23 protein-coding genes, 1 pseudogene and 2 riboswitches are annotated in these 25333 nt (G+C 54.8%); of the genes and pseudogenes, 6 read left to right on the forward strand and 18 right to left on the reverse strand.

Annotated elements, in window-relative coordinates; translation table 11 throughout:
• Positions 1–23 precede the first annotated feature (23 nt).
• From QY332_14735 to QY332_14745, 3 genes are all read left to right on the forward strand, one after another.
• Positions 24–1988: an APC family permease gene (locus tag QY332_14735; protein ID WKZ34873.1), complete on the forward strand. Its 1965-nt coding sequence runs from the start codon at positions 24–26 to the stop codon at positions 1986–1988.
• Between the two features lie 90 nt (positions 1989–2078).
• Positions 2079–2717, forward strand: a complete 639-nt coding sequence (locus QY332_14740) for an RNA polymerase sigma factor (protein WKZ34874.1) — start codon at positions 2079–2081, stop codon at positions 2715–2717.
• Positions 2718–2751: 34 nt separating this feature from the next.
• A complete protein-coding gene (locus QY332_14745) occupies positions 2752–3042 on the forward strand; it encodes a hypothetical protein (GenBank protein ID WKZ34875.1) in 291 nt (96 codons plus the stop codon).
• 36 nt (positions 3043–3078) lie between these two features.
• Here the strand turns inward: QY332_14745 and QY332_14750 are convergent, their stop codons facing one another.
• Positions 3079–3585 carry a DUF1684 domain-containing protein gene (locus tag QY332_14750; GenBank protein ID WKZ34876.1) on the reverse strand — a complete coding sequence of 169 codons (507 nt, stop codon included), beginning with the start codon at positions 3583–3585 and terminating at the stop codon, positions 3079–3081.
• A gap of 130 nt (positions 3586–3715) precedes the next feature.
• On the opposite strand from QY332_14750, the gene QY332_14755 reads away from it, so the two are divergent.
• From QY332_14755 to rsfS, 3 genes are read left to right on the forward strand one after another with little or no spacing between them, the layout of a single operon-like run.
• Positions 3716–4099 (forward strand): response regulator, encoded by a 384-nt coding sequence (locus QY332_14755; protein ID WKZ34877.1) that lies wholly within the window; start codon positions 3716–3718, stop codon positions 4097–4099.
• Positions 4096–4677: an RNA 2',3'-cyclic phosphodiesterase gene (gene thpR / locus QY332_14760; GenBank protein WKZ34878.1), complete on the forward strand. Its 582-nt coding sequence runs from the start codon at positions 4096–4098 to the stop codon at positions 4675–4677. Before QY332_14755 ends, thpR begins: the two co-directional genes overlap by 4 nt.
• 36 nt (positions 4678–4713) lie before the next feature.
• A complete protein-coding gene (rsfS, locus tag QY332_14765; GenBank protein ID WKZ38472.1) occupies positions 4714–5031 on the forward strand; it encodes a ribosome silencing factor in 318 nt (105 codons plus the stop codon).
• Between the two features lie 171 nt (positions 5032–5202).
• Here the strand turns inward: rsfS and QY332_14770 are convergent, their stop codons facing one another.
• The 17 genes and pseudogenes from QY332_14770 to QY332_14850 form a co-directional block, all read right to left on the reverse strand.
• Positions 5203–5664: a hypothetical protein gene (locus QY332_14770; GenBank protein ID WKZ34879.1), complete on the reverse strand. Its 462-nt coding sequence runs from the start codon at positions 5662–5664 to the stop codon at positions 5203–5205.
• A gap of 55 nt (positions 5665–5719) precedes the next feature.
• The gene (locus QY332_14775; protein WKZ34880.1) at positions 5720–6685 is read right to left on the reverse strand and encodes a hypothetical protein; all 966 of its coding nucleotides are present in this window, start codon (positions 6683–6685) and stop codon (positions 5720–5722) included.
• Positions 6686–6747: 62 nt separating this feature from the next.
• A protein-coding gene (locus tag QY332_14780; GenBank protein WKZ34881.1) for an IS5 family transposase occupies positions 6748–7565 on the reverse strand; the annotation gives its coding sequence in 2 pieces (ribosomal slippage) (positions 6748–7184 and positions 7184–7565; 819 coding nt in all).
• Between the two features lie 172 nt (positions 7566–7737).
• Complete coding sequence (gene ndk, locus QY332_14785) at positions 7738–8190, reverse strand: nucleoside-diphosphate kinase (protein WKZ34882.1); 453 nt, start codon at positions 8188–8190, stop codon at positions 7738–7740.
• A gap of 82 nt (positions 8191–8272) precedes the next feature.
• Positions 8273–11428: a tetratricopeptide repeat protein gene (locus QY332_14790; GenBank protein ID WKZ34883.1), complete on the reverse strand. Its 3156-nt coding sequence runs from the start codon at positions 11426–11428 to the stop codon at positions 8273–8275.
• 61 nt (positions 11429–11489) lie between these two features.
• Positions 11490–12785, reverse strand: coding sequence for a thymidine phosphorylase (locus QY332_14795; protein ID WKZ34884.1), 1296 nt, complete (start codon positions 12783–12785; stop codon positions 11490–11492).
• 89 nt (positions 12786–12874) lie between these two features.
• Complete coding sequence (locus tag QY332_14800) at positions 12875–13906, reverse strand: hypothetical protein (protein ID WKZ34885.1); 1032 nt, start codon at positions 13904–13906, stop codon at positions 12875–12877.
• Position 13907: 1 nt separating this feature from the next.
• Positions 13908–14366 (reverse strand): annotated as a pseudogene (locus tag QY332_14805) (peroxiredoxin family protein).
• Positions 14367–14386: 20 nt separating this feature from the next.
• Positions 14387–15355 (reverse strand): alpha/beta hydrolase, encoded by a 969-nt coding sequence (locus QY332_14810; protein ID WKZ34886.1) that lies wholly within the window; start codon positions 15353–15355, stop codon positions 14387–14389.
• Between the two features lie 3 nt (positions 15356–15358).
• A complete protein-coding gene (locus tag QY332_14815) occupies positions 15359–16102 on the reverse strand; it encodes an alpha/beta hydrolase (GenBank protein WKZ34887.1) in 744 nt (247 codons plus the stop codon).
• 1 nt (position 16103) lies between these two features.
• The gene (locus tag QY332_14820; GenBank protein ID WKZ34888.1) at positions 16104–16775 is read right to left on the reverse strand and encodes a uracil-DNA glycosylase; all 672 of its coding nucleotides are present in this window, start codon (positions 16773–16775) and stop codon (positions 16104–16106) included.
• Positions 16776–16813: 38 nt separating this feature from the next.
• Positions 16814–17854 carry a tRNA preQ1(34) S-adenosylmethionine ribosyltransferase-isomerase QueA gene (gene queA / locus QY332_14825; GenBank protein ID WKZ34889.1) on the reverse strand — a complete coding sequence of 347 codons (1041 nt, stop codon included), beginning with the start codon at positions 17852–17854 and terminating at the stop codon, positions 16814–16816.
• 3 nt (positions 17855–17857) lie between these two features.
• Positions 17858–18085: a DUF2905 domain-containing protein gene (locus tag QY332_14830; GenBank protein ID WKZ34890.1), complete on the reverse strand. Its 228-nt coding sequence runs from the start codon at positions 18083–18085 to the stop codon at positions 17858–17860.
• A 78-nt stretch (positions 18086–18163) separates the two neighbouring features.
• Positions 18164–19186 carry a Holliday junction branch migration DNA helicase RuvB gene (gene ruvB, locus QY332_14835; GenBank protein ID WKZ34891.1) on the reverse strand — a complete coding sequence of 341 codons (1023 nt, stop codon included), beginning with the start codon at positions 19184–19186 and terminating at the stop codon, positions 18164–18166.
• 163 nt (positions 19187–19349) lie between these two features.
• A riboswitch (cyclic di-GMP riboswitch) is annotated at positions 19350–19436 on the reverse strand.
• A gap of 2 nt (positions 19437–19438) precedes the next feature.
• Positions 19439–19530: riboswitch (cyclic di-GMP riboswitch) on the reverse strand.
• 115 nt (positions 19531–19645) lie between these two features.
• Complete coding sequence (locus QY332_14840; protein ID WKZ34892.1) at positions 19646–20773, reverse strand: efflux RND transporter periplasmic adaptor subunit; 1128 nt, start codon at positions 20771–20773, stop codon at positions 19646–19648.
• Positions 20774–20785: 12 nt separating this feature from the next.
• The gene (locus QY332_14845; protein ID WKZ34893.1) at positions 20786–23218 is read right to left on the reverse strand and encodes an ABC transporter permease; all 2433 of its coding nucleotides are present in this window, start codon (positions 23216–23218) and stop codon (positions 20786–20788) included.
• Positions 23215–25308, reverse strand: coding sequence for a GAF domain-containing protein (locus QY332_14850; GenBank protein WKZ34894.1), 2094 nt, complete (start codon positions 25306–25308; stop codon positions 23215–23217). Before QY332_14850 ends, QY332_14845 begins: the two co-directional genes overlap by 4 nt.
• Positions 25309–25333 lie beyond the last annotated feature (25 nt).

The following is a 25333-nucleotide window of genomic DNA, read 5'->3' on the forward strand; positions in this document are numbered from 1 at the left end:
AATAATCACTCAAGTTGGAAACTATGATTAAACTCGAAGAAAACCCACAAGCCTCGATTATTGAGCGAGACACAGATTACATGCCGCCACGGACCCTGCGTTCCTGGTTTATAGGCCGCCCCTTATCCACCGCGGACGCTCCGCATCAAACCATTGGGAAAAGGGTGGGGTTGGCTGTATTTGCATCCGACGCACTTTCCTCCACCGCCTATGCCACACAGGAAATCCTTGTCATACTCGCGGCAGCTGGGACAATGGCTTTTGGATATGTCTTTCCCATCTCAATCGCCATTGTGGTTTTGCTGGCAATTGTTGCCATCTCGTATGAGCAGACCATTCATGCATACCCTGATGGTGGTGGCGCTTACATCGTTTCGCGTGACAATCTCGGCAAATTTCCGGCATTAATTGCCGGGGCGGCTCTCCTGACAGATTACATCTTAACCGTTTCTGTCTCCATTGCGGCGGGTGTGGCGCAGCTTGTCTCTGCATTTCCCGTATTACATCCATACCGTGTTATTCTGGCTGTGGTATTCATACTCTTTATCATGCTGATTAATTTGCGGGGGGTGAAGGAGTCCGGGGTGGTATTTTCGATCCCAACCTACTTCTTTATTGTCGTCATGCTTATTACTATTGTGACCGGGCTCTGGCGTTTCTTTTCAGGCTCGTTGGGGATGGTTATTGACCCGCCGGAGCTGGAGTTCCATGGAGTATTGACGATCATTACGCCCTTTCTTTTGCTCCACGCCTTCTCAAGCGGCACAGCAGCGCTGACAGGAATTGAAGCAATTTCAAACGGCATTACTGCATTTAAGGAGCCTCGCAGCAAGAACGCCGGCATAACACTGGTCTGGATGGCTGTGATTCTAAGCACGTTCTTTCTTGGCATTTCATTTATTGCCCGTCATATCCATGCAGTCCCATCAGAAACCGAAACGGTCATCTCACAAATCGCCCGCACAGTGTATGCAGGACGCGGCACCTTGTATCTCATGCTTATTTCAGCAACCACAGTCATCTTGATTATGGCGGCAAATACAGCTTTCGCAGACTTCCCGCGGTTAGGGGCATTGGTGGCAAAAGACGGCTTTATACCGCGCCAACTGGCCTATCGTGGCAGTCGCCTGGTGTATTCACGCGGTATTATCACTCTCGCTTTGATATCATCGGGGTTGATCATATTGTTCAACGCCAGTGTTACAAGATTGATTCCTTTATATGCAATCGGCGTATTTCTCTCATTTACATTGTCGCAGGGCGGTATGGCTTTGCGCTGGAGAAAAATTGGCCGGCTAAAACCCGGTGAGGAAAGGAGGGAACGCGGTTCCGTGCTTCGGTATGAGAAGAACTGGCATGTCAAGATGTCCGTCAATGGGTTTGGCGCTGTTTGTACGGCGATCGTGATGACGATCTTTGCAGTGACAAAGTTTCAGGATGGTGCGTATCTCGTTTTGATCCTCATTCCAGCCCTTGTTGCATTGTTCTGGCTCATACATCGTCATTACAACAACCTCGCCAAAAAACTTTCGCTTGATAACTTTGGTACGGTCCCGCCGCATACCATTCGCCATCGCGTCATCATGCCGATCAGCGGCGTTCATCAGGGCACTCTGGCCGCGCTGCGCTATGCGCGCATGTTGTCGGATGACATAACAGCGGTGCACGTCACGATTGAACCTGAAGATGCTGAAAAAATACGTCAAAAGTGGGAAACCTGGGGTGAAGGTGTGCGCCTGGTGATGTTGAATTCCCCCTACCGCCTGTTCATTGAACCGATCCTTGGATATATCGCCGAAATCGCCCGACAGCGTCAGACGGGTGAAACCATCACCATCGTTGTGCCTGAATTCGTTTCAGAAAGCCGAATGACTGCCGCATTGCACACGAACACCGCAGATATTCTCCGCGGCCAACTCAAGCGCCAACATGGTATCGTGATCATCAACGTTCCATACCATGTACATGAGGTTAATGGAAAACAATAAGGGACAGTTTGTGCTTTACAAACTATCAAAAAGTATCAAGGTTGGCTGATTAACCCTCGGCCGGGCGGTTTTAACTTATAATCAGCCCATATGACAACACGGACGAATGAAACCTGGCTTGCAGACCTGAAAAGCACAGGCACATCCCACGACGAAGCACTGGGCGATCTGCGCGAGATCATCCAAAAAGGCCTGCCCTATGCCCTCTCACGCTGGCTGTCCTCGGATGATCCCCTCTTCCAACCGCTCGTGGAGGAAGTGACACAGGAAACCCTTCTGCGCGTGCTGGGCCAGCTCGACACCTTCGAGGGACGCAGTCTCTTCACCACCTGGGTGCACAAGATCGCCATTCGGATCGCGCTGACCGAGCTGCGCCGCAAACGCTGGCGGGATGCATCCCTCGACGAGCTGACCGAGAACGAAGACACTCCGCCTCCCTCCGGCCTGCTCGCTGACCCGCAGGCTTCCCCGGAAACCTCCGCAGAACGAACGGACATGCTTGTGCGCGTCCGTCGCATACTCGACGAGGAACTCACGCCCAAACAACGTCAGGCACTTGTCCTGCTCGGCCTGCAGGATGTCCCGATGGAGGAAGCCGCCAGACGGATGAAGACCAACCGCAACGCGCTCTACAAGCTCCTGCACGATGCCCGCCTGCGCCTGAAACGACGCCTCGCCCTAGAAGACCTCACTCCGCAGGACCTTTTAACGGCCTTCGAGCAAAAGTAAGATTAATGTTTCGTTAATCGTCTCACATTGTAGAATGATCATAAAAACTTTATTTCAGCGCATCCAAAACGTATTTAATCCCCAGCCAGCCCTGGACGACGAAGTCGTCCTTAAGTTCTTGAGAATCCTCGAAAACGCACATGCCGAGGATCTTTCCTGCAGCGAGACCTATGCCCGCCTCGACGAATTCGTCGAGGCGGAAGTCCGCACAAAGGACGCCGCCAGGATCACGCCGCTCATTCGCGAACACCTGGACATGTGCCCGGACTGCTGCGAGGAATACGAAGCGCTTCTCACCGTTTTGGAAAACACAAAAGAAGGGTAGAAAAATGACGGGCAGCCAGCCCGTTATTTTTATCAATCATGCATGGAATAACTTCTCCCCGGCGTGGATCGCCACCTGTAGGCGATTCTCGGCCGGGGTGATCGGGCAGGACCACATCTCGTTGTAGGCACAATAGGGATTATAGGCCAGGTTGAAGTCAACCAGGAAGCGCCCGCCCGGCAGGGGCTCGGGCTCCAGGTACCGTCCGGCAGGGTACGTCTCCGCGCCGGCCAGGGAATCCACGAACGGCAAAAAGAAACCATGCTGGCTCTGATAAATTGTCAACACAACTTCATCCCCATCTACAACAAACTTGAACCTGCCAAACTTCTCGTAGGTCTGCACACTGCCGGTGGAGGTCTGCATGTCAAACCGTTCCTTATCCGCAAATTCATCCACATGCACTTCAAGCCGCAATGCATCGTTTTCAGGGAAATACTGCAAACCTTTAAACCCCTGTTTTTGTTCACGGGCGAGCGGGCTTTGCGGATGATTTGCAAAAAAATCATCCTTCTCCGCGCGTAAAACATCCAACTCCGTCATTCATCCTCCAATCATAAGATATGCACAATAGACTGTCATTCAATATATATTCTTACGAAACCGGCGCCAAATGAACAACCCCTTGCAAATTCAACCGCTTTATGCTATTTTTAGCTCCAAGGAAGACAACGTGACTGATGCAATGAAGACAGTGATGATCATCGAAGATGACCCGGATGCCGCCGAAATGTTCGCGGAAATGATGCGGGTCAACGGATATCGTGTCATAAAGATGTTTTCCAGCGCCCCGGCCATTCCGATCATCACGCAGGAAAAACCGGACATTATCATCCTTGATATCATGATGCCCGACATCACCGGTCTCGAAGTACTGCGCTACATGCGCCGTGAACCGGATCTGGCTGTCATTCCCGTCATCGTAGTTTCCGCCAAAAGCATGCCGGGCGACATCAAAATGGGTCTTGAGGCGGGTGCATCCCTTTACCTTACCAAACCCGTTGGCTTTCTCGACCTTAAACAAGCCGTGGAAAAACTACTTAAAGCTCCCGCATGAATCATTTGCGCGCCTTCATCGCCGTTGACCCGCCTGACTCACTTCAAGACGCAATCGAAAAGAATACCATTCTCCTGCGTGAAACCCTGGGGGATGACCTTGTCCGCTGGATCCCCGCACAAAACATGCATCTGACCTTAAAATTCATGGGCAACATAGCCGCCGCGCATGTGGATTTCCTTAAACAGCTGATCACCCGTGCCGCCGATTCACACCCGCCGTTCGACCTGCAAATCAGCGGACTCGGCTCTTACCCAAACTCAAAACTGCCGCGCGTTCTCTGGGCAGGCATCCACGCCCCGGCAGACCTGGCCTCCCTGCAAAAAGCCATCGAAGCAGGCGCATCCCGCCTAGGCTATGAAAGAGACGGACGCCCCTTCTCCCCGCATCTCACCCTTGGGCGCGTCCGCCAGAACATCGACCCAGCCGCTTTGCAAAGAGTCCGCACCGCACTGGACAGCATCCAAATCAGCGCCATCGGCTCCGCCCGCATAGACTCCGTCCACTTGTATAAAAGCGAGCTGCATTCCAGCGGTTCGGTTTACACAAAACTTTTTTCCGCAGCATTAAAACAATAGAGGTGACATCTGAACGCACTTGAACTTGCCCGCGAAATCGTAAACTCTCTCGAGGATAAAAAGGGAGAAGACATCGTCCTGCTGGACCTGAAAGATATCGTCTCATTTACCGATTATTTCATCATCTGCAACGGCACCAGCGACCGCATGATCGATGCGCTCGCCAAGGCCACCATTGAAGACATCCGCGCCAAACATAAGAAAAAAGGCAAACAGCAGGGTTTCTCCCGTGACGGTTGGGTGATCATCGATTATGGCGATGTGGTCGTCCACCTCTTCTCTCCCGACCAGCGTGATTTCTATCAACTCGAGGAACTTTGGGAGGATGGAAAGGTATTACTTAGGTTGCAGTAAAAAGCGACAAAAGGTCTGCTGTGGGTCACGAAATTCTGATCACCCTGCTGCGACATGGCGCTCCCGCGCAGACGACGAAAAAGTCCACCAGGGGCGGCACGATTCTCCACTCACAGAAACAGGCAGATCCCAGGCGCAAGAACACGCGTGGGATTTTCTCGCACGCGGGTTTCAGTGGCACGTGATCATCGCCAGCACACTGGTCCGCGCGCACGAAACCGCCAGGATCATTGGCGCGGCACTGGACATCCCCATGGAAACCGACCCCGATTGGATGGAATTCAACAATGGACCTCTGGCGGGCTTGCCATACAAACTTGCAGATGAACGTTTTCCAACCCCCGGTTTCGAAAGCCATATGAGCCGTTTTACGGCACCGGCGAAAGCGATTGGGAGATCCATGGCCGGGGAGCCAGGGCGGTTGAAAAGATCGTGCGGTGCGGCATCGGGATGTATCTTGTCACGGCGCAGGGCGGCCTCCTCAACGCAGTAGTTCGGGCCCTCATCGGTGCGCCGCATTTCAGCTGGCTGCACGGAACCGTGTTTATATTTGGCGATCCCGGATATATCCCTCTTGCATACCAGCCATCCAGCAACCGATGGATAGTTCTGGAATTCCATACGGGCTTTCAATACCACTCCGAATAAACATTCCAACCTCCAAGCCAATTAACCGAACGACTTCAGGTCATTGATCCATGTATTCGTAATGGTTGGTCAATGTATAGGTGATGTAGTTCTCCCAAAGGGTTTGAACCGTATCCCATTTGTAATCGTGTGATGAGAATGTCTGAATGACCATGCGCCCGTCCATGCAAGCCGCCAGCACGCCATAATCCGATTTGCGGTCGGGATACAATCCTCCGACCAGCACGGCATCGCCGCCGGTGCCCAATTTCAACAGATCACCGGCATCCGGGAACCAATACGGACTCGGATAGGAGGGAGCCTGCGCGGTGTTCGGCGTGGACAGCAGGGGATGATATTTGTCCAGCCAGTAAATCGAATAATCGAAGGGATCATATTCAACATTGCGAGGCAGGTCGCGGAAGAAATCAACACCGCACTTGTGCAGGATGGGCGCGATCTTGCCTCTTACAACCTTGTCAAGATACCAAACTTCGATGATGACTGCCCCGCCGTTGTTGATATGGTCGTACATGACCTCGAACATCTCGCCGCTGAACGAAGTGCGCGTCTCCGCCGCAACAATGATCAAGTCCCAGCGCGTGGCGGAATTGGCATGCTCTTTGAAAGTACCCAAACGGTCCCCCACGTTCACGACCTTGCCCCCTGAAAAATTCATCATGTTGATCGTGCTGTTGACGATCGGCACGAGGTCCGGGTCACCCATGATATCCTCATAGATGAGTATATTGGAGGAACGGATGCGCTCGCTCATGTCAACTACGGGGATGGAAGGCATTGCCTCCAGCGTAGGAGCGGGCGCGGGTATGGTATTTTCCACAGCGGGCGGCGGCTGGGTGGGCGCAGTCAGCGTCATTTGTTGGATCACCATACTGGTCTGCTGGACTGCCATCGCAACCTGTGTCGCCTGCAAGACCGTGTCCTCGCCGGAAACGACGGGAATGGAACAGGCCAGCGCTGCAAACACCAAAACCAACGGCGTCATAAGCCAGCGTAATGTGTTCATTTATTCTCCTTTTCTCTGGTGGAAAATCCCCCACATATATTTCAGTAGACCTCTTGCAAAAGTCAAATTGAGTTGAGTTCAAGGTTGTAAATAGCAGCAATCAGGTTGAAGCGCAAAGCAAATCTCTTTCTACGATTGCGATACCTCTCGCTCAAAATGCGAAACACTTTCAACTTACGGAATATATGCTCAATCACAATCCGTTTCCGTGCCAAGCTTCGATTGCTCTGTTTCTCTCGTTTCGTCAGAGCATGGTATTTGGATTTCTTGAAGGGTGTTTGACTGTTCTGATGAAACTCCATCAATCCTTGATAGCCCGCATCTGCCAGAATACGCAGATGTTCAGAGAACTCACAGGCATCGTCTTTGAACAGTTGGAAGTCGTGTTTGCTTCCATGACTAAAGGCGGTGGTTATGATTTGGGTACTTTTTCGATCAGCCATCACCTGCGCTTTTTGGGTGTGACGCTTCTTTTTGCCACTGTAATGCCGTTTTTGGCTTTTTTTGGACGTTCCACTGGCTGTTCGCTGACATCAACCAGCACTACCTCGAACACCGTGTCACTGGCTTGGAGTGCCTTTTTGCCAGGCAAACGAAACTTTTTTGAACGGACTAAGGCCTCCTCTACCTTGCGAATGGTGCGGCAAACGGTTGCTTCACTGACACCATAGGATTGCGCAATATGAAATTCTGTGCGATATTCTCGCCAGTACATCAAGGTCATCAACAACTGATCGGCTCGGCTCAGTTTTGGCGGTCTCCCGAAGTCTCGCAGCCCTTTCTCAATGACTGTGAGCATCTGCTCGAAGGTTTCGCGCTGGACGCCAGTTAGCCGTTTGAAGTCACTACCTTTGAGATGTGCGATTGTCTTATAGTTCATGTGCCTATTATGGCACACTTATGCAAGAGGTCTAGTATATAACCTTCCGACCCGCCACCCTACTGACAAAAGGCATATTCCAACATGCTTTTCAACTCCCCACCCAAGTAAATAGCCACAGGCATGCGCCCGCGGCCATTTTTTCCAAGCATGCAATACAAAACAGAGATTTCTACTTCTCGAACACCCACGCATCCACGGCACGTGACCAATCCACCATTTCCTCTTTTTTGAACCACAAAGCCACTTCGCGTTCCCCGGTTTCGACCTTGTCCGAAGCGTGGATGAGGTTGCGTCCCACTTCGAGGGCAAAGTCATGACGGATCGTGCCGGGCGCGGATTCAACTGGTTTGGTCGAGCCGACGGTCTGGCGGATGGCGGCGACTGCGCCAGGGCCTTCCCACACCATCGCCATGACAGGCGCAGACGTGATGTAGGAGATCAAGCCATCATAAAAGGGTTTGCCTGTGTGTTCAGCGTAGTGCGTCTCAGCCAGTTTCTGGCTGACTTGAATGAATTTCGCGCCAACCAGGCGAAGCCCGCGGCGTTCGAAGCGCGCAATCACTTCACCGATCAAGCCGCGCTGCACACCATCGGGTTTTACAAGTACGAGCGTTCGTTCCACAGAATTCCTCCAAAAAAAAGTGTATGGTTCCTGCAATCAATCGCCACCGCCGCCGAAAACGGCGGCGGTGGCGATTGATTTTCTACCGAATTAATTCTTCCGCTTTGTTATATGCCTCAAGCGCTTCCTTCAAACGATTCGATCGCATATAGGCATCCCCCAGCGTCTGCCAGATGCCGACTTCCACAGGGTAGCGGTAAATGGACTCCGCCAGATCACTGATGGTCTCTTCCAGATGCCTGCCCTTTTTGATGAGCTTTCCATAATGATCCAATGCGGCGGGGATGTCGCCTCGATCCAACTCGCCTTTGGCTTGATTCAGCGCATTGACATATCCCTGCCCTTCCGTCCGAGATGAACGGGAAATGCCGGGTTTCTTTTTCTTGATGGGTGGAACGACAAGCGACTCACCCGGCTTGGGCTGTGGGGGATTTTGAATCATTGGCTGGGCACGCACTTGCGAAGGAACGGACGGTGGTTTTTCCACAGAGGCGGGCGGAACCGGCTCCGGCTTTTCCTCCAGGGGATGCCAATCGGAAGGCGAAGTGGGCATGGGCTGTTGCGGTGTCTCCTCCGCTTCCGATTCCCATTGTTCACGGTGCAGCCATGGCGGTGTGTCATCGTCTTTTGCCTGGTATGTCTGGCTGGATTCTTCGTCCACTCCCTGCAGCCAATCGGGGAGGTCTACTGCCAGAGTAACAGGGGGCCCTTGTGGATGGGATACAGGTTCTTCGGTCGGGGTGGGGGCGGGAGAAATAAATTTCTCTTCACTAGATTTTTTCCATGCTTCCTCATCCAGCCCACCTTGTTTTCCGGAACCCGGCTTGCTGGACCAATCAGGCATTTCAGACTGGGCGGGTTTGTCTTCCACTGTTTTTTCATCAGCACGATGGGATGAATCGGGAAAAGGCGGCCGGGCGGATGCCCTGATAATTTCAGGATCAAATTCAAGGCCGGGCTCGTCATCCAGGCCACTGAGCCAGTCAGAGAGATCCTGGCCGCCCAGAGTTTGACTCTCAAATGAAGCCTCTGGCGGTGTGGCTTCCCCTTCAATGCCGCTTAGCCAACTGGGCAGGTCTGAAGATCGTGCGGCAGGTTTCTGCCCGGAAGCTTCCGTCTGCCCGGCAGAGGGTGCAGGTTGTTGGGCATCGCTTAACCACTCAGGAACAGTACCGCGCTGTGGATATTTCTCCTCCACAGGTTGCTCCTGTTGTTCCTTTTCACCAAGATCACGCAACCACATGCCCGTATCATCGGATGCAGCTGGCGGAGTGGCTGGGGTCTCAAATTCGGAAAAGGATTGCTCGCCGATATTTTGAGTGTTTTCAACCCAATCCGAATCCGGTTTGGCGGATTCTTCCACAGGGGCAGGCTGGGTCTCGCCAATGGCTTGCGCCTGCTGCACCCATTCCGGCGGCGTATCACTGCGCTTATTCGGATCGGTCACAAGTTCTTCGGGCTTGGCTCCGTGCTTCGCGGCAAGAGATTCAAGCCACGCCACCGCATCATCCTGCTCCTGTGCAGAGGAACCGAGATTCTGAAGATTCGGTTGAGCAGGGGCTTGTCCACCACCATTCTGCGTTTGCACCAGCTCTTCTGGCGCGCTCTCGTTGCGGTTGGTTGGGTCAGTGAGAAGCTCTTCGGGATCAACCCCGTGCTTTTCAGCAAGGGATTCAAGCCATGTCACTACATCTTCCTGTTCCTGCGCAGGCGCACCGAAACTTTCCACAATTGGAGAAGGTTCGCTTTTCGGTTCGGCGTCGCTTAACCAATCGGGCACCTCGGCGGGTTGGGCTTGTCCATCAGATGACTTTGAGCCGCCAAGCCCACGTAGCCACGCAGGAGCATCGCCTGCGGGGGGAGAGCTTTCTTGTGGAGTTTCAGAGAACGCAGCAGCGCCAAGCCCGCTTAACCAATCGGGGGCATCGCTTGCGGGGGCAGAGCCTTCCTGCGGAGATTCAGAGAATACAGCACCGCCAAGCCCGCTTAGCCAATCGGGGGCATCACCTGTTGGTGTTGATCCTTCCTCCGGCGGGGATTCAGAGAATACAGCACCGCCGAGTCCCTCCAACCAATCCGGAGTTTCAGTAGATTGAAGCATGTCCACGGCAGGTTCCTCAGGACGGTCAGGAGTAGCGGAAACAGGGGATTGCCCTTTGAGCCAGTTTGGCAGGTCTGCAGGAACAAGCTTCCCGGCAGGTTCTTCATCAAAAATAGAGGTGGCTTGTTCAGGGGTATTGGATTCGCCCCAGCCTGCGGCGCGGAGAAAATCCGGGATTTCGCCGCCTGCCTCGGATGCGGAACCGGGTTCGGGCGCGGCTTGCGGCGTTTCATCCTTGGAACCGCCGGCCTTGAGCCAGTCAGGCTGTTCGTCCAGGGATGCGGCGCCAAGCGCAGGTGCTGACGCGCCAAGTTCAATGCCGAGCGAGGAACCCCATTCCTGCGCCATCGACACTTCACTGCCGCTATATTCAAGCCTGTCCAAATTTATGGAAGCATCGGAGACTTCATTGATTTGGAAGATCGAGCCTTTTGTAAAATTGGCATACGGATCCAACTCACCGACACGCATTCGATAGACCTGCATGCTTTCCGACTTGTCCGAAGTGGTTGAAAGCAAATCCGCCATGATGCGGTTGGCATCGAAGCAGTACGGATAGCGACCCAGCAATTGATTGCAGATATCAGAGGCATCCGATTTTTGCCCGCTCTTGAAATGGGAATACGCCAGTAAAACCTGCATGTCCGAGCGCTGTGGATCCTGGGAAAGGACCTGGCGGATCTCTGCAACAGCCTGCGGATACAACTCGCCCTGCACATACATGTGCGCCAGCGCGCCGCGGGTCATGCGGATCTTGGGCGGCTCCATCCCGTCGCGCCTGCCATACAACCTTTGCAGTTCGCCTTGAATGGCGGCATTGGACGGCTGGGCTTCAAATGCGCGTTCCATGTGCCAGATGGCGTCATCCAGTTTGTTTTCTTCATCGCGGATAATGCTCAAGCCGACGTGCGCCACAAAATCATTGGGAACCGCCATAAGCACACGTCCAAAAATATCCACTGCTTCGTTATACCGCTTGGACTCAAGATACGATTTTCCAAGCAGGCGATAGGTTTCAAGATGTTTCGGGAAGGTTTGCAGGATATGGCAGCAATGGGCAATTGCCTCATCCGTATGTCCCTGTTCGATGAGGCGTTCGATTTCGCGGTTGTAAATTCTCAATGAGACTTTTGCCATTACCGTTTTCCTGTGTTAAGTATGCCCGATTCTTAAGAAATTCGCAAGACTACACGCTATTTTACTCGTAAAACAGCGGTAATGGCAGCACAATTTCATTACTAAACTGATGTGCGGAATGCACCGCCAGGCGCGCCTCCGCCAGTTTTGCCTCCTCATTTGCGTGGATCTCAAACAACGGCTGGCCTTCCTCAACCCTGTCCCCCACTTTTTTGTGGATGACGAACCCGACGGCATGATCCACAGAGTCGCCTTTTCTTGCCCGGCCGGCCCCCAACAGGACCGCGGCTTCGCCCACGCTTCTCGCATGGACTTGGGAGATGAATCCGCCGCGAGGGGCATTCACCACTTCCACATATTTTGCACGTTCGAATTTCGAGAGGTCATCCACATACGAAACATCGCCGCCCTGCGCCGCCACCAGCACACGGAATTTCTCCAGCGCACTGCCATCCGTAATGGATTTTTCAGCCAGGGCACGCGCTTCCTCCAAATCCTGCGCACGTTTCCCCAGCAGAAGCACGTGTGCGGCCACATGCAGGCAATGCTCGCGGAAATCGGCGGGGCCGCCTCCGCGCAACATGTCGATGGCTTCGATAACTTCGAGCGCGTTTCCGACTGCATTGCCAAGCGGCTGGTTCATATCAGAGAGCAGCGCAACGGTTTTACGTCCCGCCAAACGGCCGATATCCACCATTAATTCGGCAAGTTCGCGGGCTTCATTCAGGGTCTCCATAAACGCACCCAAACCCGTTTTTACATCCAGGACAATGGCTTGCGCGCCCGCCGCGATCTTCTTGCACATGATGGACGAGGCGATCAATGGGGTCGAGGGCACCGTTCCGGTGACATCGCGCAGGGCATACATTTTTCCGTCCGCAGGCGCGAGGTCCAGGGATTGACCCGTGAGGACAATGCCCTTTTCCTTTAACTGTTTTTTAAATTCATCCGTGGTCAGATCCACACGATAGCCGGGGATGGATTCCAATTTATCGAGCGTGCCGCCGCTGAAGCCAAGGCCGCGCCCGGACATTTTGCCAACAGGCAGACCGCAGGCCGCCACCATCGGCATGACTGAGACGCTGGTCTTGTCGCCCACGCCGCCGGAGGAGTGCTTATCCACGGCAATATCCACCACTTCAGACAGATCCAGCACCTGCCCGGAGCGGGCCATCGCAAGGGTAAGGTCGGCTGTTTCAAAGGGCGTCATGCCGTTAAGCATGACCGCCATCGCAAACGCGGAGGCCTGGTAATCTGGAATATCCCCGTTCGTAAAACCGCGTACAAAGAATTCTATTTCCTCGGCTGTCAACTGTTCTTTGTCGCGTTTTTTGATGATGATGTCCACCGCGCGCATATAGGTCTGCTCCTTGTGAAATCCTGCGCAGATATTTTATCGCATTTTGTCAGACAAAAAATAACAGGTCACACCTCTGGCGCGACCTGTTATTTTGTCAACTCCTGCCCTTCTTTTGTATCCTTCACCTGCCAGCCGAGCGCGGAGATCGCATCGCGCAAACGGTCTGATTCGGCAAAATTCCTATCCGCACGGACTTGTTTGCGCTGCTCGAGCAGGGACAAGACCTCATCCGGCGGAAATTCATCATTCGGCCTGCCTGCATCGAGAACCATTTCCCACACGTGCGGCCGGATTCCTTTTTCAATCGGCTCGGGCGGGGTGCAGGTGCCAAGCTCACTTAATGAAAAACTTGCACCAGAGGGATGAATTTCCGAGGAGCCGCTTTTCAAAACAGAGACCGAGCTGACGCCATGTACATCACAAACGCCTTTTTCACAATCCATGATGATGCCGGAGTGTTCATCCAGCCCTACGACGATATTTTCCGGCGGAGTGAGCTTGCGCCACTGCTCAAATCGTTCCATGCCCATGAAACAGCGGCTGGTGTCCAGATCCACACCGCCTTCGGCATTATTCCAGTGCGGAATGAACGAGAGGTGCATTCCGAAATCGGAAAAGAGGTCCAATCCATTCTTAACATGGACATCCTCACCCACCTTGTAGATTTCATACACTGGCAGAATCCATTTTCCAATCGAAATGGTTGCAGCAGAGGAGAATACCAGTGTTGCACCAAGCCTGTGGCGGGCACGGACAATATCCCAAGCGAGCGTGTCTTGCAGTTGGCGAACCAGATAACTGGGGCTGCCCGGCCCCATAAAGATCAGGTTGGCCTGCAACAGTGGTTTTAAGATTTCTGGATCATCGGGGCTGAATTCCGTCCCCTGTCTGCGGGCCGGAATGAGGTCGATGGCTGGCTTGTAATTTTGCAGTCGGGTCTTGAGGAACTCGCCCACCCGCCCCGCAACGAGGGAGGCGTTTAACTCAAAGCCTGCCGGCGTTTCCAGTATGGCAATCCGCAGCGGGGCGGGAATGAGGCGCGCAAGGGCCTCGAAGATACGCCCCCCTGCCAGGGAGGTCTCTCCGGAGCCGAGAAAGGCGATTTTTCCAAGGGTCATGCTACTTGGATGATGCGTTCAGTTGGTCTATTACGCTGAGAAAAGTTTCGTTATCGGGGATGTCGGACATGGACGCACCGTAATGCACATAACGGATGCGTCCGCCCGTATCGACGATGCAGTTGAGAGGCATGCGGCCAAGTTTGAAGATATTGACTTCCTGGCGATATTGTTTTGCAACGCTATGGTCGGGATCAGGCAGGCCGACGTAGGGAATGTTTTCCTGCGCCCAATATTTTTTGAACGAATCCATGTCATTGGGACCCACCGCGAGGATCTCCGCGCCGCGTAAAGTGAATTCCACATAGGCATCGCGCATGCGCGCCAACTGCGCGCGGCAGTGCGGTCATCGAAAGCCGCGTAAAAAGGCAAGGGCAATCGTTTTATTTCCGCGAAAACTGGAAAGGCGGATACGGTCACCGCGAATATCCTCAAGTTCGAAATCGGGGGCGGGTTCGCCGGGTGTGATCAAATCTGGTTTCATCGGTTTTCCAAAAATTTACCTGCCGCCTGCATAAATTCAACGGGACACTCCTCCTGCGGCACATGCCCGCAGTGGGGGATCAAGGTCAACTGCGCGCCGGGGATTTCGTCCGCAATGGATTCAAAATACCACGAACGGATCAGCCGGTCCTCCCGCCCGGCGATGATGAAGACCGGTACGGCCAGGTTCGGCAGCAACGGACGCAGTTCGGGATAGGCGGGCGCGAAGGTTAACTCATACAAGGCGCGGTCCCAATTTTGGATTCGGAGAAGTTTCAAATACTCCTGCCGGATCTCATCGGTCAATTCGGTTTGATCATACCACTCACGCTCGATGGTACGGGGAAGCCTTTCCTGATAATCGCGCATCATCAGCGGGCCGATATGCCGCATTTGCGGAGTCCACATCACGGGCAACGCCCAGGCGGGGAATTGCGGGCCGCGTCCGCCGCCGACGCCGGGATCAACCAGGAGGAGGGCTTCGATCCGCTCTGGATATTCCAAGGCGAACGCCACAGCCAGACCGCCGCCGGCTGAGTTGCCGACCAGAACCGCTTTTTCCACCTCGAACTCGACCATCAAACCGCGCAGGAGTTCAATGTTTGCTTTCATGCCGTAGGGATTTTCCCCCCAATCGTCAGGCATGGGACGCTCCGTCAGCCCAAAGGCGGGGCGGTCATAGGCAATGACACGCCCCATTTGCGCAAAATCATCCATCACCTCGCGCCACGAGAACGTGCTTCCGCCAAAGGGATGCAACAGGATGAACGTCCGCTCACCCCGCCCCGCATCTTTATAGTGGATGTCCACGCCGTTGATCTCTATAAATTTACTGTCGGCCTCCATGAAAGCTTGCTCGGAAACCAAATCATCCAATGGCGGGACGGGAACCGCAAACGGTCCGAGCACCATTGTCACGCAGGCAAATATCAGGAAGACAAAAACGAATCTTTTCCAACGTTCCATGGGTCAACGCAATACTTCCATGAAGAATTCAGCTGTCGCAGCAGCGGCACGAGTCCACTGCTCATCGGGAGGAATTGCCGCTTCGTTGTCACCCGCTTGAAGTCCGTAGGAACCGAACTGCGAATGATTGCCGCCCTCGATGGCGACGAAGCGCGCATCCGCTGGAAGCAATGCCCGCGAGTCAGCGACCTTGTCCACAGTCGCAAGCCCATCGTCCGTGCCGTAGATCGAGAGGGCAGGCATTCCCATCACGATCAGGGAATCGTCTGCGGGATACGAGGCAAAAAAGACAACCCCATTGATGTCTGGATGAGTCGCGGCATACGACGAAGCCGCCACGCCGCCGAGCGAATGTCCACCGACGAACCAGTTTTGGATCTCAGGATACTCCGCCTGCACGCGCGCGGGTGCATTAATATCAAAGAAGGCCAGATTCAAAGGCGCAGGCACGAGCGCCACAAAATATCCCTGTCCCGCGATCAATTTCAACACAGGCGCATAAGCGCGATAATCCACGCGCCCGCCGGGATAAAAAACGAAGCCCGCTTCAGGGCGCGGATTTTCGGCGGGGAAGAAGATCACCCAACCGTTCTCCGGGCTGACGTAGACCTGCGAATCAGACTCCAGCGCTCGCAAGGCAATCTCCGAAGCGGGAGCCGCATCCGACGCCCAAAACACGAATATCGTTCCAAGGGTGAGCAGGGCAAGCACGGATGCCGCCGCTGCATATCTCCATATCGTTTTCAAGTTATTTCCTGTCTGCAAGGTCTTTTGCCTTTTCCCAGATCGCATCGAACATGTTCACCGTCAACTTTTTCGTGGATGTATTCTGCTGGCTTGGATGATACGAGCACAGCAGCCAAATACCCGTTTCCAATTGATATGCCGCGCCGTGAGAGAACGTCAAACCGCGCACCGCAACTATTTTGAGAACGCGGTCAAAGGCAATCTTACCCAGACACACGATCACCTTCGGCTGGATGAGCTGCATCTCGCGCTCCAAAAACGGCTGGCAATTATTCAACTCTTCGATGGATGGTTTGTTATCGGGCGGAGCGCAGCGACCCGAGGCGGTGATGTACATATCTTCCAGGATGAGACCGTCGCTTCGCGACTCCGCCGACGATTGGTTCGCGAACCCGGCACGGTACAAGGCTGGGAATAAAAAATCCCCCGAGGCATCGCCCGTGAATTGACGGCCGGTCCTATTCGAGCCGTGGGCGCCGGGCGCAAGTCCCACCACCAGTACGCGCGCCCGCGGATCGCCAAAGCCCGGCACAGGCTTGCCCCAATAGTCGTGATCCCTGTACGCCTTGCGCTTCACCTGCGCCACTTCCTCACGCCACGCAACAAGGCGCGGACATTTGCGGCATTGAATGATTTCGCTGTTTAATGGTTCGAGCTGGGATTGCTTCGTCACTTCGTTCCTCGCACATCGTCCCTGAATAGGGAACGACATTAAATTATTAACATCGCATCCCCAAACGAATAAAAGCGATAGCCTTTGTGAATCGCCTTCTCATACACGGACAGAATCCGCTCGCGTCCCGCAAACGCGCTGACCAGCATCAGCAGCGTGGACTTGGGCAGATGAAAGTTCGTGACCATCGCGTCCACGATCTTGAATTGATAGCCGGGCAGAATGAAGAGAGAAGTTGGACCAGAAAAAGCGGCGATTAGCGATTGGCGGTTATCTGTTGGTTCCTGAGCAGCGGATTCAAGTGTTCGGACACAGGTCGTGCCAACGGCGATCACACGCCCGCCCGATAGTCTGGTTTGATTAATAAAGTCAGCGGTTTCCTGCGGAAGTTCGCACCATTCGGTGTGGATTCTATGTTCTGCGGGGTTATCCTCGGTGACGGGAGCGAACGTATCCAAGCCAACATGCAAGGTGACATAGGCGATCTTCACGCCAAGCGTCTGGATCTCATCCAATAATTGAGACGTGAAATGCAGTCCCGCCGTGGGCGCCGCGGCGGAGCCTGATTCCTTTGCAAAGACGGTTTGATAGCGTTCGGGGTCGTTCAATGTTTCGTGAATGTACGGCGGCAGCGGGACATGCCCAATTTTTGGAAAATACGGCTCGATGGGCTCGGAAAATTTGATCAACCGCTCCGAGTCATTCAAAGTTTCGATAATCTCTGCTTCGACATCCGAGGTAGTGTCGTTCACTTCGATGAATATCCGTTTGCCTACGCGCAAGCCTTTGCCGCCCACCAGCGCTTCCCATGTCAACTCGTCGCGGCGGCGGAGCAGGAGAATCTCCACCTTGCCGCCCGTCTCTTTTTTGGCGAAGATGCGCGCAGGGATAACGCGCGTCTGGTTCAAGACCAGCAAATCCCCCACCCTGAGATAGGACTTGATGTCGCGGAAGGTTTTATGCTCCAATTCGCCTGTTGACCGATGAAGCACAAGCAGGCGCGATGAATCACGCGGCTCGAGGGGCGTTTGCGCAATGGAAGATTCAGGGAGATGATAGTCGAAGTCGGAGGTTTTCAATATTTATTTTTGCAGAAAGCGGGAAATGATATTGAATATAACGGTGAGAAGAACAGATACCAAGATCGAACTTGTGATCGGAAAATAGAACGTCCCATTCTCCCCTTCGATGCGGATGTCACCGGGCAGGCGTCCCAGCGGGATGCCGAACTTCGCGGCGAGATACACGCCTCCGCCGATGAGGAAGAGGGCGATTCCCCCGATCATGAGATAACGGGCGATGGTTTCCATGTCCTTGAGTTTCAACGTTTGAAGGTTTGCATGTTGGCGGGTTAACCTTCAAACGTCCCAACCTGCCAACGTTAGAACCTAGAGAAGCCTCGGCTGACCCTCCTCCGTATACTCGTATCCCAAATGCTCATACGCAGATTTGGTCGCCACGCGTCCCTGCGGGGTTCTGTCGAGAAAACCAAGTTGCAGCAGGTACGGCTCGACCACGTCCATGATCGTATCCTGCTCCTCGCTGATCGACGCGGCGATGGTGTTCAAGCCGACGGGTCCGCCGTTGTATTTTTCGATGATGGTCTTGAGGACGCGGCGATCGACATCATCCAAGCCGAGCGGATCGACCTGCAGCAGGTCCAAGGCCTCTTTCGCCACCCTTTGGTTGATCAACCCATCCGCACGTACCTGGGCATAGTCCCGAACACGGCGCAGGAGACGCAGGGCGATACGCGGAGTCCCACGCGCGCGGTGTGCCATCTCTTCGATGCCTGATTCGTCCGCGCCGACCTTCAACATCCCTGCGGCGCGGCGTACGATCTTGCGCATCGCTTCGATATCGTAATAGTCCAGGCGGTAGACCGCGCCGAACCGCGCCCGCAGAGGCGCGGTGACAAGCGCAAGCCGGGTGGTGGCTCCGACCACAGTAAACCGAGGCAGTTTCAGGCGGATGGAACGAGCCGAGGGTCCCTTGCCGATGACGATGTCCAGCGAGAAATCCTCCATGGCGGGGTACAACACTTCTTCAACGGCGCGTCCGAGGCGATGGATTTCGTCAATGAAGATGACATCCCCCGCACGGAGGTTGGTGAGGATGGCGGCCAGGTCGCCGGCGCGCTCGATGGCGGGACCCGCCGTCACTTTGACGTTGACTCCCATTTCGTTGCCGAGCACATGTGCAAGCGTAGTCTTGCCCAGGCCAGGCGGGCCGTAAAAAAGGACGTGGTCCAAGGCCTCCCCGCGGTGCTTGGCCGCATCAATCAAAATGGACAGGTTTTCCTTGACCTGATCCTGCCCGATGATATCCGCCAGTCTCTGCGGACGCAGGGCATGATCCACGCGGTCATCGGGTTTGGATTCGGGGTCAAGAGCTCGGGATGATTTTGCCATGAAGGCGATTATACCCGTTCGGGTACATTACCCGCTGCGGGCACACTCCCCTACAGGCAGGATATGCCGATAAACCGCCGGGCAGCTTTCCGCGAAGAGGGAGGCGATTAAAAACCAGCAGGGATGACTCAAAAATCAGTCATCCCTGCAAAACGGTTTGCTCTTCGGCAGTCTGGCAGTCATGACCACAAAAAAATAATGTGTGATTGTAGACCCATGACTTTGCGTCATCAGGTTTCCCTGAGTTTGCGTTTCGGCAGCCGGCCGGTCATGACCAGAATTAACTGGTTGTAGACGCTCTGACTTTGCGCCGCCGCCTTTCGACGGTTTTGCTTTTGTCGGCAACCCTGGTAATCGTGGCTCAGTTCAGCGTTAGATTCAGGGCTTTGCGCAACCGGGGTTTCCCCGGTTTTGCCCTTTATCGGAGCAACCCCATTATTGCATTTTTTCGCCTTGATTTCAATCACTCAATTGTTCTAAAAATACGGTTTCAACCGTCATGCCCCAGCGCATGCGCGGATCCGTGCCGTTCACACGGACGGTGACGGCATAGATGACATCGCCGCCCTGCTGCGTGTATACGTTGCTGATCTCCGTGACAACGCCGCCCAGCTCAAGGCCGGGCAGGGCATCCGGCAGGATGTTCACCGGCTGACCGACGTTCAATTGCACAATTTCGAGCTCGGTCACGTCGGTTGTTTTCACGACCCATTCGCTGAAATCCGCCAGGCTCACGACGCGCGTCTCGGCGCCAACCTGCTCCCCCGCTTTCACATTCACTCCAGCCACCACGCCATCAAACGGCGCAGCGAGCACATAATTGGCAAGCGCATCCTGGGCTGCATCGAGCTGCGCCTTTGCCAGCATTAATTGGTCGGCATTGGGTCCATCCAGGCTGATCTCATACTGATATTTCGCCTCCGCCTCGGCGGCAAGCGCCAACTCATATTCAGCCCTGACGGTGTCGCGTTTGCGGGTCTCCTCCTCCAGACTGCGCATCGCGCTGTTCAGATCCTTTTGCGCGTTTTCGAGGTCGTCTTCCGCTGCCTTGCGGCGGAAGTTGTCCTCGTCGAGGTCCTTGTATTTGTCGAAGTCATCCTGCGCGTCGTTCAGGTCTTCCCGTCTGTCTTCCACATCCGCCTCAAGATCTTCGATGCGGTCGTCGATGGCATCCACGTTCAGATCGTCCCATGTTCGCTCAGCCTGCGCGCGGATGATCTGCGCATCCATAAAGGATTGCAAAAGTCTGGCACGCTCCCCGCTCTCATTGCGCAGCAGGAGATCGTAGGCGTTTTGCGCGATGATGACCTGCGCCTCCGCCCCGCCCGCATTTGCGAGGCGGACCAATACATCTCCCCGTTTGACGGCATCCCCCGCCTTCACCAGCACCGCCTCCACCACCCCGCGCGCCTGAAAGGACAGGTGCGTGGATCGAACCGGTTCCAACCGTCCCTCTGCAACCACATCATTCGATGAGACGGCCTGCGCGGGCGCAGACGGCGCCGGAGTTGCCTGAACCCCGCAGGCCGCAAGGAACAAGGCCGTGATTGCAAGCAATGTCATGATATACAAAATTCTTTTCTTCATGTTTTCCTTCTTTTATTCATACGCCAGAACTTCGCGGATGGTCAACCTCGCGGCGTTGCGCGCGGGCAAAATGGACGCAACCACCGAGAGCAATAACACCAAGCCGAACCAAATCGCATAGCCCATAAAGGTAAAGACCACCTCAATAGGCGTCTCGAAGACCGCCAAACTTACGATGGTCGAAAGTAAATAAGTGAATGGGATCGACAGGATGATCGCCAGCACAAAGGATATCGCGCCGATCACGAATCCCTCCGCGATGACCGTGCGCATGACCGCGCGGTCGTCTGCGCCGATGGCGCGGGTGATGCCGATCTCGCGTGTCCGCTCGAGGACATTCATCCCCATCGTACCCGTCAGACCCATGGCGCCGACGATGGCGGTCAGAATTGCCATGATGAGCAGGAACACGACGAGGGTATCCAGGCTTTCCACGGCGGTATCCAGCGAGGCGCGTCCCGCCTCCGCCACGCGCACCTTGAATCCATGCGCACGGAAGAACGTATCCAGCTCCTCCGCCTTCGCATCCTGATAGGATCTTTCATGGTGCTGCGTGGTCAACCGAAATGAATACGAACGGTTCGCAAGGTTGTTCATCTGCGAAATATATTCATAGGGCGCATACGCCAGCACACCCTCGCGGTCCACAAACTTGAAAATGCCGATCACCTCCCAGCTTTCCTCGCGGCCGTTGATCTTCAAGCCCACATGATCACCGGGCTTGATGTTTGGGAAGTAGCCAAGTGCAGCCTCACTCAACGCCAGTTGGCGCACATCTCCGGCATGGATCCAGCGTCCCTGCACCAGCAGCGGTTCGATCAGGAGGCTGTCCGCAGGCGGGCCAAAGATATTGATGTTTTCCAAAACATCGCCATTCCCATCCAGCAGCTCACCGCTTACAAATTGCCAGCCTTCCACGCCCACAACCCCCTCCACCTGCAGCGCGGTTTGCTCCACCTCACGCAAACGATATGGCTGGTCAAAGTCAAGGGAAACATCGGCGGCAAAATATTTCCCGATCGAGCCGATGTAATCATGCAGCGTCGTGCGGACATTGAACACTGCAATAAAGATCGCGCCGCCCATCGTCAGCGTAAAAAGGGTCAACACCAGGCGTCCGCGGCGGCGGAAGGTGTTTCTTAACGAGATAATGAACGGACGCGGGACGTGGATCCCGCGGGATGCAAATATCCTCGTCAAGCGCACCAGCATCCAGTCAAACCATGAAACGCGCGTGTGTGGCTGCCCTTGAGGCCGGCTCTCGTCGCCGGTCAAATCCCCGCTGAGCGCGCGCAGGACCGTGATCCGCGAGCCGTTGATGACCGGCGCAAGCCCCGCCACAAGCGGGACCAGCAGGCCCACCGCGATCTGAATCAATAGAGCCACCGGCACAATGCGATAGCCGAGAATATTGAAATTCAACTCGCTTGCAATGAATACAGCCAAACCATATGCGCCCTGCCCGCCCAGCGGGACGGCAATTAGCAGCGCCAGCACTGCAAAGGACATGATCAACGCCAGATACATCATGAAGACCTGCCGCCTGCGCCCGCCCACCAGTTTGATCACGCCGATGTGACGCAAATGCTGGGTTAATAACGCGCTCAAGGTATTCGCGATCAACGAGCTGGAAAGGAATACGATCAGGATGCCCAACGCCATCAAGATGCCGAGAATGGCATTCACCGTGCTTCCCAGCGGATGATTGGATGTCTCGGAAAAGCGCGTGCGGATGACCCGCGTGCCGTTCTTTTCGAGTTTATCCTTTATCTGTGCGCCCATCTCGCGGATGTGATGGATGTCATCGCCGCCTGTTGCCGTGGTGATATAGGCGCGGTTGTATAACTCCGGCTGGCGGAGATACGGCACGGTATTCAGGGTGATATAGCCGTGCGGAGACGCCAAAAAATCGCCCGCGCCCATGGCGGTATCCTGCACGAAACCGGCAACGGGCATGGTCTTGGTTGACCCATCCTGCAGTTGGAATTCAAGCGTATCGCCCACGGCCACGTCAAGGTTCTTGAGCACATCACGCTCGAGCACGACTTCACGCTTGCGAGGCACCGCCTGGCCTTGAAGCGGCATGAGCAGGTTAATCGAATTGGCTTCGAAATCCTCGAAAGCCACCAAATCCAGCGTCGACCATTTCTCCGTGCCGGCCACGCGCACACGGATGTTGAACACGCGGCGGGCCTCCGCATCGCCCACGGCGCGCATATTCCTGATCGAAGCCAGCACATCGTCGTTGAAGTTCACCGTGCGAAGTTCAACATTGGCGGGATTGTTCATCGCGTAGGAAACGCTCATGTCATTGGAAATGATCGCGTATGCGCCGGAGATCACGCCAATCGAAAATACACCCACCGCAATTGAAAACACCACCAGCAGGGTGCGCGCCTTGCTGTCCCATAAATCGTGGAACACCTTACGCCATCTGGGTCTCATAAACCACTTTCATGCCGTGATGACTTCAACAGCTCACTCACTTCATCTGTGGAATACGGTTTTACCGTCACATCCCTGATGCCCTCGCGCAGAAAGTGCGTCACGCGCTCAGGGTTGATTGCCGAGGTGAGGATGACGGTCTTCGAGGCGAGTCCCGCCTTTGAAAGCGCAGACAGGACATCGGTCAGGGGCCGGGAGGCGAGGTTCTCGTCCACAAGGATCAGGTCGGCGGAGGGAAGTTTTTTCAGGTCCACCGTCTGCGTTAATTTGATTTTCGAATCCTTAAGTAATTCGGCAAAGAGTCTTGACCAATCATCGTTATCATCGATCAATAGGATATTTTTCACACTTCGCGCCTGGACCTGGCTGTTGTTCACAATTCCGCGCGGCATAAACATGGCAACGGTCGTTCCCCTGTCCCGCTCACTGACCAGCGCAATTCTTCCCTGCGATTGCGAGATGACATGCAGGGATGCAGGCAGGCCCAGCCCATGGTGCGAGACGCCGCGTGTAGTGAAGAAGGGCGACCAGGCCTTGCGCATGGTTTCCTCATCCATGCCTGCGCCGTCATCTTCGATGATAATCTCCAGCATGCCGCGTTCTTCTGTGGGACGTACACTCACCGCTACCGATTTTGCGCCCGCTTCAACAGCGTTTTGAAAAATGTTGCCAAGTGCGCGCGTGAGCTGCGTACTGTCTGCAATGACATAGGTTGCCGCGGGATCTATGGCGACCTTCAACAAGTTATCAGGAACATCCCTCTGCCGGGCGGCCGTTTGAAGCACATCCGCAAAAAGGACGGGACGCGGTTTCATTTCGCGCACTGCGCCGATCAACTGTTCCTTCACTTGAATGATCTGTGCCGCGCTTTCGGAGATCATATCGAGGTCCTCCTTCAAGGACTCAATGTCCACGTCTCCATCTGCGATCTCCTCGCGCAGGCGCGCAATGGTCAGCGAAATTGGAAGCGTTTTGTTGCCGATCCAGTGAATGGCTTCGGTGGATGCGGCGGTCAACGCTTCATAGACCTTGTTGCGCAGGATTTCATTGTGCGCATCCTTAAGTTCCTCGATCAAGCGCGCGTTGTGGATTGCAACAGCAAGATGCTCCGCCATGGTCAGCAGGGTGGTGATGTCATCCTCGCTGAATGCGCGTTCCTCGGAACTTTGAACGGTGACGGCACCCAATGCCTTGCCGCCATATACAAGGGGCAGAGCCATTTCGGAGCGGGTATGAGGCAGATGTGGATTTTTGAAATGCACACGCTCCTCGCCCACGTCCAGTGCAATGCGCGCCTCCCCCATCGCAATACACGCACCGATCATGGAATCCGTGCCGATTTTCAGTTTGTGTCCCTCCGCCAGCATGGCTTTGCCGGCCTTGCCATACCCGGCACGCAGGACGGCATATTCACCCGCCTCCTCCAAAAGAAAAACGCCTGCGTAATACAAGCCGTACGATTCGCAGATAATATTTACGGTTTGCGGGAGGAGTTGTTCAAGATCAAGAATGGAGGTGACCTCCCTGCCCACGCGGTTTGCGGCTTTCAACAAACGCGAACGGCGTTCCGCCTGGCGGTGAAGATTGGCGTTTTGAATGGCCACGGCAAGCTGGTCTGCCATCGTTTGCAGGGCGGCGATGTCTTCATCATGGAAGGCGGCTTCCTCCGTGGATTGGACCGTCAAGGCGCCGATGACCTCATCGCCCACGATCAATGGAAGCGCCATCTCGGAACGGGTCTTGGGGAGGTGGGGGTTTTCAAAGAAAACCGCCTCCGTCCCGACATCCAGCGCAATGCGTCCCTGACGGTTCGCGATGCATGCGCCGATCATCGAGTTCCCGCCCACGGCAAGCCTGTGATCCTCGTTGATCATCGCGCGGCCCGCCTCGCCGCGTCCAGCTCTCAGCACAGCATATTCCTTCCTGTCATCGAGCAGGAAGACGCCGGCATAATAGAAACCGAATTCATCGCAAATGATGTTCACCGTGCGTTGAAACAATTCATATGGATCCAGTATGGTGGTGATGTTCCTGGCGGCGCGCGCCGCAGCTTTCAATAATGTGGCATGTCGTTGGAGATCGCTTGTCATAAGTTCCTCTTTTGTCTGTTCAAAC

The organism is Anaerolineales bacterium, assembly GCA_030583885.1.
Classification (GTDB): Bacteria; Chloroflexota; Anaerolineae; order Anaerolineales; family Villigracilaceae; genus Villigracilis.